Source organism: Helicobacter pylori NQ4053 (assembly GCF_000274605.1).
GTDB lineage: Bacteria > Campylobacterota > Campylobacteria > Campylobacterales > Helicobacteraceae > Helicobacter > Helicobacter pylori_CV.
In genome coordinates this window covers 303,017-317,080 of sequence record NZ_AKNV01000006.1, presented here as the reverse complement: position 1 = coordinate 317,080, position 14,064 = coordinate 303,017, and the positions used below count along the sequence as shown (strand labels likewise).

Sequence of the window (14,064 nt, the reverse complement as noted above, 5' to 3'; positions counted from 1 at the left end):
GGTTGTTGATGCATGATTTTCTAAAAGCCTTCAAAGACGCTTTCCCTCATACCATTTCTATCTTTTTAGGGTATTTGCTTATGGGAATGACTTTTGGAATGCTTTTAGTCCAGCATGGCTATGATTATAAAGTCGCTCTGTTCATGTCATTATTCATCTATGCTGGGGCGGTGCAATTCGTAGCGATCACGCTTTTAAGCGCGCAAGCGAGTTTGATGAATGTCGTTATTGTGAGCTTGTTAGTGAATGCGAGGCAGACTTGTTATGCGCTTTCTATGCTAGATCGATTTAAAAACACCCAATGGCGTTTGCCCTATTTAGCGCATGCGCTCACGGATGAAACCTTTGCTTTATTGAATTTATACGCCCCTAAAGAGGGGGTGAGTGAAAAAGACTTCATTTTTAGTATTTCCTTACTCAACCACTCTTATTGGATTTTTGGCTCGTTAGTGGGTTCGTTGGTGGGTTCGCATTTTTCTTTTGACACTCAAGGCATGGAATTTGTGATGACAGCGATTTTTATCGTGCTGTTCATGGAGCAATACAAACGAAACACAAACCACAAAAACGCATGGCTTGGGATTATTATTGCGGTCGTTTGTTTAGCGCTCTTTGGGACTGAATACTTTTTGCTCATTGCTTTAGTTTTAATGGTGCTTGCCCTCATTTTGTTTAGAAAGCAGTTAGAATGTTAATGCATTCTATACTCATTATTTTAGTCATTATAATAACGACTTATTTCACACGCATTTGGCCTTTTATGGTGTTTAATGCAAAAAACCCGCCCAACGACTTTGTGCGTTATTTGGGTAGGGCTTTATCATGCTCAGTGATAGGCATGCTCGTGATCTATTGTTTTAAAGACATTCACGTTTTAAAACCCCCTTATGGGATCAATGAAATCACCGCTTTTTTATCCGTTATCCTTTTGCACCGCATTTTTAAGGTGTTTGTTTTAAGCATCACGCTCCCTACCATTCTTTATATGGTTTTAGTCCAAAGCCATGCGTTAGAAAAGGTTTTTTTTAATATTCATGTTTCCTAACCCTAGCGTTTTTAATCACAAAATACGCCGTAGGGATAATAAAAAGCGTTAAAACAACGCTACTCATCATGCCCCCTAGCATGGGCGCGGCGATGGATTTCATGATTTCACTTCCGGTGCCATGGCTATACATGATCGGAATGAGTGAAGCTAAAATGCTAAAAAAGGTCATCAGCTTGGGCCTTACCCTAAGCACCGCCCCATGCATGATAGCTTCTTTTAAGGCGGTAGTCGTCTGCTCTTTTAGGGGGGTTTTGATGAACTTTTGAAACGCATCCTCTAAATAAATAATCATCACAATAGCCGTTTCGCTCGCTACCCCTAAAAGGGCTAAAAAGCCCACTAACGCCGCCACGCTCATGTTAAATCCCATGAGATTCATAAAAATTAACCCCCCCAAAAACGCAAAAGGCAGAGTGAAAAAGCATAGTAAGGAATTAGTGAGATTCTTTAAAGCAAAGACAATTAAAATAAAAATGATAAACACACTCACCGGCACGATGTATTGTAAGGTTTTAAACGCTTCTTCTAAATACTGGCTTTCGCCGCTGAATTCATAATAATACCCGTTAGGCAATTGGATTTTTTCTAGCGCTTTTATCGCTAGTTGTCTGTAAGTGTCAGAGCTGATACCATTTTGCGGCACAATATAAATAAAATTCACGTTCAAGCCCTTTTCGCTCTTTAACACCGCCGGCGAGTTGTCGTAATAGATGCGGGCTAACTCCCTTAAGGGCATGTAATTGTAAGCGGTTTTGATGTAGAGGTTTTTTAATTTTTCAATGGTGTTTCTTTCGGTGTCTTCTAAGCGTAAAGAAATAGGGTAGCTTTCTACGCCTTTAATCATGGTCGTGAGCGTGGCTCCGCCCAAAGCGAATTTAATCGCATCTAACACGGCACTTTTATTGATGCCGTAACGAGCTAAATTTTCATCGTTCAAATCCAGCGTGATGTAGTAGCCGTTATTCGATCGCTCAGCAAAAACGGATAAACTCTCTTTTAGGGTTTTGAGCTGTTGCTCCATAAGGATCGCTAATTCTTGTAATTTATCCGTGTTATTACCATAGAGCTTGATGCCTAGGGGCGTTCTAATGCCGGTTAAGAGCATGTCCGTCCTCCCACGAATGGGGTAAGTCCATGAATTGGTCAGGCCTTTTAATTGTAAGGTTTTTTCCAATTTGTCCCTAACTTCTTTATAGCTGAGCTTTTCTTTCCATTCGTTTTTTGGCTTTAATTCAATGTAGGTTTCTATCATTCCTAAACCGGCGGCATCGGTGCTGGTGTTAGCACGCCCCACCTTGCCAAAAACCTGTTTGACAAAATCCAGTTGCTTGATAGCGGCATTACTTTTTTTCAAGTATTCTAAAGCGGTATCAATGCCCACGCCATTAAGCGTTACAGGCATATACATGATTACCCCTTCATTGATTTGGGGGATAAATTCCCAGTTGAGTTTTTTATACGCTACATACAAGCCCCCTAAACCCACAACGCTCGCTATCAAAAAAGCGTATCTGAACTTAAGCACAACATTCAAACTCGCGCCATAAATTTTCATGAAAAAAGCGTTAATCGGGTTTTTAGACTCTTCTAAAATCCGCCCTTTAATGAGCCATACCATTAAAATAGGGACCATGGTGATAGAAAGCAACGCTCCTACTAGCATGGCAAAGGTTTTGGTGTAAGCTAAAGGGGCAAAAAGCTTTTCTTCTTGGCCGGTGAGCGCAAAAATTGGCAAGAAAGAAACCACGATGATCATTAAAGCAAAAAATATCGCGCCCCCCACATGCTTAACCCCTTGCATGATAGCATTAACCCTTTGAATATCATCTTTTGTATCAATGCGTTGCAGATGCTTGTGAGCGTTCTCTACCATCACAATAGCCGCATCCACCATCGCCCCTATAGCGATCGCAATGCCCCCTAAACTCATGATGCTCGCTTCAATATTGAAATAACGCATGAGTAAGAAACTGATGCACACGCTTAAAGGCAGAGTGATAATCACCACTAAAGCGCTCCTGAAATGCAGTAAGAAAATCGCAATAATGATTAACACAATTACGCTTTCTTCTATGAGCGTGTGGATTAAATTGTCAATGCCTTTTTCAATCAATTCGCTCCTGTCATACACGCTGGTGATTTTCACATCAGGGTTGCTCGCTTGTAAGGTGGCGATTTTTTCTTTAATGGCTTTAAGCACCTTATAAGTGTCAGCGTGATAGCGCACCATGACAATCCCGCCCACCACTTCCTTATCGCCATTGAGATTGGCCGCTCCTCTGCGCGGTTTTGGCACTAGCCTAACGCTGGCTATATCTTTGATTTTTAAAGGGATAGCCCCTTCTTTTTTAACCACAATTTCTTCTAAATCCTTCAAAGATTGGATATAGCCATGCGATCTTATAATTTTTTCAAACCCGTTTTCTAAAATAACCCCCCCACCGGTATCGTTATTGGAATTTTTAATCGCGTTAGCGACTTGCTCCAAACTCAAGTTATAGCGGATCAAAGAATCGTTTTGAAGCGTTACTTCATAATCTTTTACAAATCCCCCCACACTCGCAATCTCACTCACCCCATCAACCCCTAAAAGCGCGTAGCGGTAATAGAAATCTTGCAAGACTTTCAAATCGCTTAAATTCTTGCTATCGCTAGATAGAGCGTATTGATACGCCCAGCCAATAGAAGTGGAATCGCTCCCTATTTCCACTTTAGCGTCCTTAGGCAGATTATTCACTCGGTTTAGCTGCTCTAAAACCCTATCCCTAGCCCAATACAAATTGACGCCGTCTTTAAAAATGATGTAAATCAGAGCGCTTTCATAGCTAGAAATCCCCCTAACCGTGTCAATGTTAGCGATGCTCATGAAAGTAGAAACTAGTGGGTAAGTAACCTGCTCTTGCACGATTTTAGGGCTTTGATTGGGGTAAGTGATTTGCACGACCACTTGAGCGGGGCTTAAATCCGGCAAAGCGTCTAAACGAACGCTTTTTATCGCCCACAAAGAGGCTAAAAAAATGAGTAGAGTGACTAAAGTGGTAAGGAGTTTGTTTTTAACGCTTAAATCAATGATTTTTTCTATCATTCAATAATCCCCATTGTTTTGAGCGTCAGCGTCTAGCACGAATAAAGCGTTATTAGCGACTTCTTCACCCGCTTCTAAACCCTCTAAAATTTCATAACTCCCATCGCTCAAGCGAACGGCTTTAATTTCTAACGGGCTTAAGCCAAAATCATCTTTTTTAAACACGATAGTTTTCCCCCCCTTAATCAAAACCGCTTCTTTAGGCAAAATCTTCATTTTTTGGGGTTTGTGAAAGATTTCTACTTGAGCGAACATGTTAGGGTAATAAAGCTGTTTGACATTAGGCACATTGAAGCGCGCTTCTAGCATTTTATCTTGCACATTTATGATGGGGTTGATGTTTTCAAGCGTGATTTCTTGCTTGCCTTTAACCCCTTCTACGAACAAGATCGCTTGATGCGTGTTTTTTAAAAACTCTAAATCCTCTTGATTGACTTTAACAAGTGCCCACAATTGGCTTAAATCTATGATTTGAAACAACTCTTGCCCTTTTTTAATGAAACTCCCCTCATTGAGATCCGGGCTTTTTTTAAAAATAACGCCGTTGAAGCGAGAGTAAATAGTCATTTCATTTTGGACTTTATGGGTGCTGATGATTTTTTCAATGCTAGAGTTTTCTAGCCCTAATAGTTTGAGTTTTTCTTTAATCGCTCCCACTTGTTGGTTGAATTTCAATGATGATAACAACTCGCTTTGAACGCCCGCTAATTCAGGGGAATACACGCTCAATAACCTATCGCCCTTTTTAATGGGGGTATAGGTTTTATTCGCATAAAGCTTTTCCACATAGCCATCAAAACGCAGGGTTTGAGAAAAAATCAGCGCTTCATTAGGCTCTAAAATCGCGTAATAGCGCCGGCTTTGAGAAAATTCTTTTTCTATGACCTTAGTGGTGGAAATATTAAAACGGGTTTGGCTTTTAGCTTCTTTAGTTTTTTTAGTCTCTTGAGTTTCTTTAATTTCTTGAGCGTTAGCGCATGAGAGGCTAAAAAATAAGGTCAGGGCTAACAATAAAAGCCGTTTCATTCTAATCCTTTAAGGTTTTGTAAGGACAAATAAGCGCTATTTAGAGCGCTCAAGGTTTCAAGCTGGGTGATTTGAATGGTGATTTTGTCATTAAAAGCGTTGTAATAAGCGTTGTAATCGCCATTAGATTTCAAATCAAGTGCATAAATTTGCGCGATTTTTTCATTCTGCCTTACAATTTTATTGATCGCTTCCAGGTTTTTTTGCAAGGTTTCTAATTTTTTAAGGAGTTTTAGGGCCAGGTGGTGCGTTTTGTTTTTGGCGTTTTCCACTTCGCTTTTAAACACCAAGCTTTCTTTTTTCTTTTGCTCCACTAATTTAGCCTGCTTGCCATAAAGGGGTAAGGGGATAGACAAAGCGACGCTAAACATGTCGTAGTTATAGTATTGTTTGGAGCGGAAATAATACACCCCGGTAACATTCACGTCTTCTAAAAAGCTTTTTTTAGCCAAAGTGATGTCTTTTTGCGCTTTTTCTTCATCAAGCCTGGCGATCGCAATATCGTAATTAGTGGCGCTGATGTTATATAGCTCTTGCTCTTTATTAAATTCAAAATTTTTAGGGGCAATGCTTAAAATCTCGTTTTCTTTAAAAGCCAATTCGCCCATGGAATAATGGCTGCTAGAGAGCGCTTCTTCTAAATTGTTTTTTTTGATTTCTAATTGCGATTTTAAAATTTCTAATTTAGCGATCGCTATTAAATCGGGCGAACTGGAATGGTTGGCTTGATAGAGGGTGTTTTCTAAGTTTTTAATCGCTGTCTTTAAAAGCTCTATTTCTTGTTGGTTTTTATAATTTTCAATGCCATTTATCATTAAATTGATCGCTAATTGCTGTTTGGTTTTTTTAAGCTCTAATATCTTTTTTTGCTTTTCTAGATTGATCATTTGAGATTGCGTGAGTTTTTTACCATTTAAATCCACTTTTTGAGACAATCCCAAGCTCATGTTTTGCATTAAGGTGCTATCCAGCCTGAAAAAATCGCTCACGTTAGCGTTGTTATAGCCTAAATACAAAATAGGGTTATCCCATTTGCTAACGACTTTTTCTTGAGAATTTAAAGCGTCAATTTGCTCTTGTAAGGCTTGTATTTTTTGATTTTTAGAAAGGTATTTAGCCACAAAAGATTGGATCTCTAAATCTTTAGCCAAACCCAAACTAAAAAGCAGTAACAAGGCTGTTAGGAGGCGTATTAAAACACCCCTTTTATCAAACGCGCTTATAAAAGATCGCATGCACTTATAAATCCAGGCTTGTTTTAGCGCGATAAACTTTGCCTTCTTTGGATTTAATATCCACCCTAACTTGCCATGTCCCGTTCATGGAAAGATTGGTTTTAGCTTCATAAAGGCCGTTTTTTTCACTCACTTGCGCCATTTCTTTCATCGCTGGCATGCCAGGCATTTCAGGCATCATAAACTGCACCCTAACGATAGCTTTTTCTAAAGCCTTACCTTTTAAAGTGGGGCTAAGCACAAAAGTGTTATCGCCTTTAATGGGGTTACCCACGGATTTGATTTTCACTTCCAAATCATTAGCTTTTAGGGTTTGCTCCCATGCGTTCAAACTCATAACCCCCAACACGCTTATTAAAAATAAAGTGGCTAACTTTTTCATCGTTTTGACCTTTAAATTAAGATAACAAGGAAATCCTTGTTGCGAACGGATAATAACCCTCTTTTGTGTAAAAATTGTGGAAATGGTGTTTAAAAAATTAGGGTTTTTAAGTAGAAGGTATAAGAGTTTATGCTATTTTTTTAAGGTTTTAAAATCAAATTTCAAAGGATTAGCATGCAATTTAGGATTGAACATGACACGATGGGCGAAATCAAAGTAGATGATAGCCAATACTGGGGGGCTCAAACACAACGCAGTCTTGAAAACTTTAAAATCGGCATTGAAAAAATGCCTAAAGAACTCATTGGCGCGTTTGCCAAACTCAAAAGGAGTCTGGCGGTTGTCAATCACAAGTTAGGGAAATTGAGTCTGGAAAAATCGCAAGCCATTATCAAGGCATGCGATTGCATTTTAAAAGGCGAGTTGTGCGGCGAGTTTCCCTTAGCGATATGGCAAACAGGGAGCGGGACTCAAACGAACATGAACCTCAATGAAGTCATTGCCAATAAGGCTACCGAAATTTTAGGGGGTAATTTTAGAGAGAAAAAACTCATCCACCCTAACGATGATGTGAACATGTCTCAAAGCTCCAACGACACTTTCCCTACCGCTATGCACATTGTGAGTGTGCTAGAAATCACGCACAAACTGCTCCCTAGTTTAGAGAATTTGTTAAAGACTTTTAAAGACAAAAGCCAACAATTTAAAGAGATTGTCAAAATCGGACGCACGCATTTACAAGACGCTACGCCTTTAACTTTGGGGCAAGAATTTAGCGGGTATGCGAGCATGCTAGAGCATTCTAAACAACAAATTTTAGAGAGTTTGGAGCATTTAAGAGAATTGGCCATAGGTGGGACGGCCGTAGGCACAGGGCTAAACGCTCATAAAGAATTGAGTGAAAAAGTGGCTGAAGAATTGAGCGAGTTTAGCGGCGTGAAATTCATCTCTGCGCCCAATAAATTCCATGCGCTCACTAGCCATGACGCTATCGCTTATGCGCATGGGGCTTTTAAGGCTTTAGCGGCGAATTTAATGAAAATCGCTAACGATATTAGATGGCTTGCGAGCGGGCCGCGCTGTGGTTTGGGCGAGCTTAATATCCCTGAAAACGAGCCGGGCAGTTCTATTATGCCTGGTAAAGTCAACCCCACGCAATGCGAAGCGATGACCATGGTGGCCGTGCAAGTGATGGGGAATGATACCGCTATTGGCATTGCGGCCAGTCAGGGTAATTTTGAATTGAACGTGTTCAAGCCGGTGATTATTTATAACTTCTTGCAAAGTTTGAGGCTCTTAAGCGATAGCATGGAAAGTTTTAATACCCATTGCGCGAGCGGTATTGAGCCTAATAGAGAAAAAATTGATTATTACTTGCACCATTCTTTAATGCTAGTAACCGCCCTAAACCCGCATGTAGGCTATGAAAACGCCGCTAAAATCGCTAAAAACGCCCACAAAAAAGGCATTTCTCTAAAAGAAAGTGCGGTGGAATTGAAACTCTTGAGCACTGAAGATTTTGACAAATTCGTGGTGCCTGAAAAGATGATTGGGCCTAAGGCTTGAAACCTTGGGTGGGCGTGTGAGATGAATCCTGAAAAAGCCACTCATAGCAAAGAGATTCGTAAGATCTTAAAAGAGGCGTTGCATGACAATAAAGATTTGAATCTTTATTTGGAATCTGGAAGCAAGCACGCCAAGCTGACTAGTGGGGCGAATCATTTGACTATCCCCTCATCGCCAGGCGACAGAAAAAACGTGAAAAACTTTGAAAAAGAATTAACAGAGTTTATTAAGAAGCTAAGAGGAAACAGGATAACGCATGGAGCGTGTGAGTAGGAATTTTATACCGGTTTGGTTGCGTATCAATGGTTTTAGGCATTGATGAAGCGGGTAGGGGGTGTTTGGCTGGCTCGCTTTTTGTGGCTGGGGTGGTGTGCGATGAAAAAACAGCCTTAGAATTTCTAAAAATGGGTCTTAAGGATAGCAAAAAGCTCAGCCCCAAAAAGCGCTTTTTCTTGGAAGATAAAATCAAAACGCATGGTGAGGTGGGGTTTTTCGTGGTTAAAAAAAGCGCGAATGAAATTGATCATTTGGGCTTAGGGGTGTGTTTGAAACTCGCTATTGAAGAAATTTTAGAAAATGGTTGCTCTTTAGCTGATAAAATAAAAATAGACGGCAACACGGCGTTTGGCTTGAACAAACGCTACCCTAATATACAAACCATCATCAAGGGCGATGAAAAGATCGCTCAAATCGCTATGGCGTCTGTTTTGGCGAAAGCCTTTAAGGACAGAGAAATGCTAGAGTTGCACGCTTTGTTTAAGGAATACGGCTGGGATAAGAATTGCGGGTATGGGACTAAACGACATATAGAAGCGATCATTAAGCTAGGGGCTACGCCTTTTCATCGGCATAGCTTCACGCTTAAAAACCGCATCTTAAATCCCAAACTCTTAGAGGTGGAACAACGCCTTATTTAAAACGGCACTGAGATGGGTAGCGCTCGTTAAAGAAAGGTCGATGCGTTTGGCTTTAAAGTAAGCGATTAAGTCTTCAGGCTGAATGAAAGGGAATTGCACCATGACACACACACGATGGTTGGTGGTATCCACGAACCTTTTAGCCAAAATGGATTTAGAGGTTAAAAAATCAACAAGCCCGAATAAATGGCTGGTAGCGTTATTTTTAACTTGAAGCGCTTTAACAATACGATGGTGCATTTTAGTGATTAAAACGCTTTCTAACGAGCTGTAAGCGTTCATTCTGGCCCTTAAAAGAGCGACTTTTTCAGCGTTCTCTTCAGGGGGTAATTTGTCATCATAGGGAATATAGTTGGAATAAAAATCGTTCCTTTTACCGGAAATAGAAGCCGATCCGACATATTGATTGGGCGGGTTCTTTTCTTTAAAAAGATTGATTTTAAGCCAATCAGGATAGTTAATCGTGTCTTTCAAACTCTTAGCATGCGCTGTTTGAGCGAAGAGGCCTAGGGATAGCAAGGCGCAGAAACTTAATTTTTTCAATGCGTTCATTGTAGCTTCCTTTCTGTGAAAAAAATGTCCTACGCTTTTAGGGTAGGTGGTATTTCTCAAAAAAGCGAAATACTGGGATAACTTATAGTAAGTTAGCTTAAGAAAAAATAAAAATATGCAATAATAATTTAAAAATGTGAGTAATAATATTAAATACATAAATACATAAATACATAAATACATAAATACATAAATATATAAATACAAGTAATTATTATACCAAAATAGATTGAATATCCAAAGAAAAATCAATGAAATTAAGGTGTTTGTAGGGGGTATTAGCTGCTGAAATAGGGGCGTTGATAGAAACCACCACGATATTAAAAAACCCATGTTTATGGCACCATAGAAGCTGTTTTTCTAAAAAATGGGGCGTGGGGAAAGCGTGGGCGATGAGGGCGAGCTTGTTGGTAGGATTTCGCAAGATAAAAATCCCGTTATCATGGGAGTAAAGCTCATAATTTGGGAATTGCTTGTAAAGCTCTAAAAAAACCATGTTTTCAAAAACGCTTAAAAGCGAGGGGCTAGGAGTCAAGCTATAAGGCAAGGCAAAATCGCACAGATACAATTTGGTTTTATGGTTTTCAAAACTGGGGACTAAAAAAAGGATGCGTTGTTTTTCTAGCGCGTGTAACAATTTATAAAGGGTGTCTTTAGAAGTTTTCAGCTCTTTTTTGAATTGCGTATAAAGATAAAAAGCGCTCACAAACTTAGATTGATGCGCGCAGATTTTAGCCATTAAGGGGGCGTAAGTTTGAAAGGCTAGTTTGATATTTTCTTGTTTTTTTAGGATTTTTTCCTGTTCGTTTTCTGTAAAAAGCGAATCTAAAGCGTTGCCATCTCTTAAAAAGCGGTTAAACAGGGTGTTTTTAGGGGTGTTGGGCTTGAAAAAGCGAGTGTATTCTTTAAAACTCAACCCTAACGCATAGCATAAGCTAAAATTGGGCGTTGTTATGGGGCTTAAACAATTAGGGATAAGAATGATTTTGGGAAGCTTAGGCAGGCTGAAATCCAAGCGCTCTATATTGTCTAAAATGAGCAAGTCCATTTTCTTTTCTAAATGCCATTTTAAAAGCCACGAGCTTAAAATATTTTGGTTCAAACGCATGTCGTTGTAATTGAGATACACAGGGTTTTTAAAATCCTTCGCTAGTTTGAGGGCGAAAGTGGTTTTACCGGATTTCATCGGCCCTAAAAGACAGATTTTATCGCTTGAAGGTGGGCTTAAAAGCGGGTTGTTTAACGCCGGCTCTTTAGGGGTTTCAAAAGGCCCAAAAGGGTGCAAGCAAGAAAGGGGCATGAACTTCCTTTCAAATGGGATTGAATTGAGATAATCGTAGCGCATTTTTTTATATTTCCTTATAAAAAGGAAGTAAAAATCTTTAAAAAGCCCTAGAAACAGCAAAAGTTATTGACTAAATGGCGCATTTTGAGTAGTATTTCAGTTTTTATTTTATTGTTTTATTCTGTTTGATAATGGATAAAACGAGTTCTTTTAGGAGAGTTTATGGAAAAAATCAGGTTGAAGCTCAAAGCTTATGACCATAGAGTGTTGGATCGCTCTGTTGTGGCTATCGTGGAAGCCGTAAAGCGCTCAGGTTCTGAAATTAGAGGGCCTATCCCTTTACCGACTAAGAATAAGCGTTACACCGTTTTGCGCTCCCCGCATGTCAATAAGGATTCAAGAGAGCAGTTTGAGATTAGGGTTTATAGCCGATTGATTGATATTATCTCGGCCACCCCAGAAACCGTGGATAGCTTGATGAAGTTGGATTTAGCTCCTGAAGTGGATGTAGAAGTAACTTCTATGGAAACGAAGTAGTCCTAACGCATTGAGATAATAAAATAAGGGTTAGATATGGAATTTTTAGTTCAAAAGATAGGCATGAGCCGCACCATTGATGCTAACAGCACGCCTGTAACCTTGCTTAAAGTCTTGCAAGCGAAAGTGTGCCAGCTAGAAAACGGGAAAGCTTTGGTGGCCTATGCGATGCATAAAAAACACAATAAGGCGATTGAAGGCCAGCAAAAGAAATACCAGCTCAGCAAAGAGTTCAACCATTTCGCTACCTTAAAAGCTTCCCAACAACAAGAGTTGGGCGATTTGGATTTGAGCGCTTTAGAAACGCTTAAAAGGGTTAAAGCGAGCTTTAAAACGAAGGGAAGAGGCTTTGCGGGGGTGATGAAGCGTTGGAATTTCCAAGGCGGGCCTGCAGCGCATGGGAGTCGATTCCACCGCCGCCCTGGTTCTATTGGTAATAGAGAATGGCCAGGAAGAGTGCAAAAGGGTAGGAAAATGGCAGGGCATTATGGCAATGAGCTAGTTACTTGCCAAAACGAGGTGCTCTCTTTTGATAAAGAAAGTATGGTGTTAGTGCTAAAGGGTTCAGTGGCCGGCTTTTCTGGGGCTTATGGACGCATTAGAGCGGTATAAAACCATACATTGAATATAATATAAAGGGTTTGATATGAGTAAGGCCATCGTTTTAGACAGCCATTTGAAAGAAAAGGGTAGCGTGGAGTTACCTAAAAGATATGAGGGCATTAACAGCCATAACCTCTATCTTTACGTGAAACATTATTTATCTTCTGTGCGCGCTAATACCGCTAAAAGTAAAAACCGCGCTGAAGTGAGCGGGGGCGGTAGGAAGCCTTGGGCGCAAAAAGGAGGCGGGAGAGCCAGAGCAGGGAGCATCACTTCGCCTGTGTTTGTCGGTGGGGGTGTCTCTCATGGGGCTACGAATAAGCGCAACTACAACCTTAAAATCAATAAAAAACAAAAACGCTTGGCTTTAGAATACGCTTTAGAAGAAAAAGCGCAAGCGAATAAGCTTTTTGTGGTGGAAAAAATCGCTATAAAAGGCGTGGTTGAAGACAATAAAAGAAAGCATTTGACTAAAGAAGCCAACCAAATGTTTCAGGCTTTAGAGCAACGAGACACTTTGTTTGTGTGCATGAACATGGACGAATACACCGAGTTAGCCTTTAGCAACCTTAAAAAATGCCTTGTTATTGATGTGAGCGAGTTAAACGCTTATCTTTTAGCGGTGTTTAGCTCTGTGGTGATGGAAGAAGCGGCGTTTCAGCATGTGGTGCAAGATAAGACAGAGGAGTAAAAAATGGCAGACATCATGGATATAAAGTCAATTCTTTACACTGAAAAGTCATTAGGATTGCAAGAAAAAGGTGTTTTAGTGGTTCAGACGGCTCAAAATGTAACCAAAAACCAGCTCAAAGAAGTGTTTAAAACTTACTTTGGCTTTGAGCCTTTGAAAATCAATTCTTTGAAACAAGAGGGTAAGGTGAAACGCTTTAGAGGGAAGCTTGGACAAAGAAAGTCGTTTAAGAAATTTTATGTGAAAGTTCCAGAGGGCGCTAGCATTGCCGCCCTTGGCGCGTAGAAAGGAGAAAGCGTTATGGCGATTAAAACTTATAAGCCCTACACCCCAAGCAGGCGCTTCATGTCGGTGTTGGACTCTAAAGACATTACCGCAAAAAGCAGTGTCAAAGGCTTACTCACTAAGCTTAAAGCGACAGCAGGGAGAAACAATAACGGGCGCATCACCAGCCGCCACAAAGAGAGAGGGGCTAAAAAACTCTATCGCATTATTGATTTCAAACGCAACAAATACAATATTGAAGGGAAAGTGGCTGCGATTGAGTATGATCCTTACAGAAACGCGCGCATCGCTCTTGTAGTCTATCCTGATGGGGACAAACGCTATATTTTACAGCCAAGCGGTTTGAAAGTGGGCGATAGCGTTATCGCTGCTGAAGGCGGTTTGGATATTAAAGTGGGCTTTGCGATGAAGTTAAAAAATATCCCCATAGGAACGGTGGTGCATAATATTGAAATGCATCCAGGGGCTGGCGGGCAATTAGCCAGAAGCGCAGGGATGAGCGCTCAAATCATGGGTAGAGAAAATAAATACACCATTCTTAGGATGCCAAGCTCTGAAATGCGCTACATTTTGAGCGAATGCATGGCGAGTGTTGGCGTGGTAGGGAATGAAGATTTTATCAATGTCTCTATCGGTAAGGCAGGGCGTAACCGCCACAGAGGGATTCGCCCACAAACTCGTGGTAGCGCGATGAACCCCGTGGATCACCCGCATGGTGGGGGTGAGGGTAAAACAGGGACAAGCGGTCATCCTGTATCGCCTTGGGGCACTCCAGCTAAGGGCTATAAAACTAGAAAGAAAAAAGCTAGCGACAAGCTCATCATTTCCAGAAAGAAACATAAATAAAGGGTT

Annotated in this window: 16 protein-coding genes; 10 read left to right on the top strand and 6 right to left on the bottom strand. The window is 40.6% G+C overall.

Annotated features, from left to right (window positions below):
* The first annotated feature begins 8 nt into the window (after positions 1-8).
* Positions 9-695: an azaleucine resistance protein AzlC gene (gene azlC, locus AYS37_RS06740; protein ID WP_000543665.1), complete on the top strand. Its 687-nt coding sequence runs from the start codon at positions 9-11 to the stop codon at positions 693-695.
* Positions 689-1,045, top strand: coding sequence for a branched-chain amino acid transporter permease (locus AYS37_RS06735; protein ID WP_000928528.1), 357 nt, complete (start codon positions 689-691; stop codon positions 1,043-1,045). The genes azlC and AYS37_RS06735 overlap by 7 nt, the downstream gene beginning before the upstream one ends.
* On the opposite strand, the gene AYS37_RS06730 is transcribed toward AYS37_RS06735, so the two are convergent.
* Genes AYS37_RS06730 through crdA form a run of 4 tightly spaced genes read right to left on the bottom strand, consistent with a single transcriptional unit; the run spans position 1,026 to position 6,776 of the window.
* A complete protein-coding gene (locus tag AYS37_RS06730) occupies positions 1,026-4,133 on the bottom strand; it encodes an efflux RND transporter permease subunit (protein WP_000570412.1) in 3,108 nt (1,035 codons plus the stop codon). The two genes, AYS37_RS06735 and AYS37_RS06730, sit on opposite strands and share 20 nt — an antisense overlap.
* Positions 4,134-5,159 (bottom strand): efflux RND transporter periplasmic adaptor subunit, encoded by a 1,026-nt coding sequence (locus AYS37_RS06725; protein WP_000826097.1) that lies wholly within the window; start codon positions 5,157-5,159, stop codon positions 4,134-4,136.
* On the bottom strand, positions 5,156-6,394 hold the full coding sequence (gene crdB, locus AYS37_RS06720) for a copper resistance outer membrane protein CrdB (protein ID WP_001256109.1): 1,239 nt from the start codon (positions 6,392-6,394) through the stop codon (positions 5,156-5,158). Before crdB ends, AYS37_RS06725 begins: the two co-directional genes overlap by 4 nt.
* Before the next feature lie 4 nt (positions 6,395-6,398).
* A complete protein-coding gene (gene crdA / locus AYS37_RS06715; protein ID WP_000731886.1) occupies positions 6,399-6,776 on the bottom strand; it encodes a copper resistance determinant CrdA in 378 nt (125 codons plus the stop codon).
* A gap of 174 nt (positions 6,777-6,950) precedes the next feature.
* Here crdA and fumC point away from each other — a divergent pair, with 174 nt between their 5' ends.
* Genes fumC through AYS37_RS06700 form a run of 3 tightly spaced genes read left to right on the top strand, consistent with a single transcriptional unit; the run spans position 6,951 to position 9,259 of the window.
* Entirely contained in the window at positions 6,951-8,342 is a 1,392-nt protein-coding gene (gene fumC, locus AYS37_RS06710; RefSeq protein ID WP_001160460.1) for a class II fumarate hydratase, read from the top strand.
* 21 nt (positions 8,343-8,363) lie between these two features.
* On the top strand, positions 8,364-8,615 hold the full coding sequence (locus AYS37_RS06705; RefSeq protein ID WP_001067660.1) for a hypothetical protein: 252 nt from the start codon (positions 8,364-8,366) through the stop codon (positions 8,613-8,615).
* Between the two features lie 29 nt (positions 8,616-8,644).
* The gene (locus tag AYS37_RS06700; RefSeq protein ID WP_000242688.1) at positions 8,645-9,259 is read left to right on the top strand and encodes a ribonuclease HII; all 615 of its coding nucleotides are present in this window, start codon (positions 8,645-8,647) and stop codon (positions 9,257-9,259) included.
* On the opposite strand, the gene AYS37_RS06695 is transcribed toward AYS37_RS06700, so the two are convergent.
* Complete coding sequence (locus tag AYS37_RS06695) at positions 9,233-9,811, bottom strand: hypothetical protein (protein WP_000992753.1); 579 nt, start codon at positions 9,809-9,811, stop codon at positions 9,233-9,235. The genes AYS37_RS06700 and AYS37_RS06695 overlap by 27 nt on opposite strands.
* A gap of 214 nt (positions 9,812-10,025) precedes the next feature.
* Positions 10,026-11,111 (bottom strand): ATP-binding protein, encoded by a 1,086-nt coding sequence (locus AYS37_RS06690; protein ID WP_001874753.1) that lies wholly within the window; start codon positions 11,109-11,111, stop codon positions 10,026-10,028.
* A 207-nt stretch (positions 11,112-11,318) separates the two neighbouring features.
* Here AYS37_RS06690 and rpsJ point away from each other — a divergent pair, with 207 nt between their 5' ends.
* From rpsJ to rplB, 5 genes are read left to right on the top strand one after another with little or no spacing between them, the layout of a single operon-like run.
* Entirely contained in the window at positions 11,319-11,633 is a 315-nt protein-coding gene (gene rpsJ, locus AYS37_RS06685; protein WP_000411561.1) for a 30S ribosomal protein S10, read from the top strand.
* A gap of 36 nt (positions 11,634-11,669) precedes the next feature.
* Complete coding sequence (gene rplC, locus AYS37_RS06680; RefSeq protein ID WP_000395323.1) at positions 11,670-12,245, top strand: 50S ribosomal protein L3; 576 nt, start codon at positions 11,670-11,672, stop codon at positions 12,243-12,245.
* Between the two features lie 34 nt (positions 12,246-12,279).
* The gene (rplD, locus tag AYS37_RS06675) at positions 12,280-12,927 is read left to right on the top strand and encodes a 50S ribosomal protein L4 (RefSeq protein ID WP_000030185.1); all 648 of its coding nucleotides are present in this window, start codon (positions 12,280-12,282) and stop codon (positions 12,925-12,927) included.
* A 3-nt stretch (positions 12,928-12,930) separates the two neighbouring features.
* A complete protein-coding gene (locus AYS37_RS06670) occupies positions 12,931-13,212 on the top strand; it encodes a 50S ribosomal protein L23 (protein WP_000763613.1) in 282 nt (93 codons plus the stop codon).
* A gap of 15 nt (positions 13,213-13,227) precedes the next feature.
* On the top strand, positions 13,228-14,058 hold the full coding sequence (gene rplB, locus AYS37_RS06665; protein ID WP_000985811.1) for a 50S ribosomal protein L2: 831 nt from the start codon (positions 13,228-13,230) through the stop codon (positions 14,056-14,058).
* The last annotated feature ends 6 nt before the right edge of the window (positions 14,059-14,064 follow it).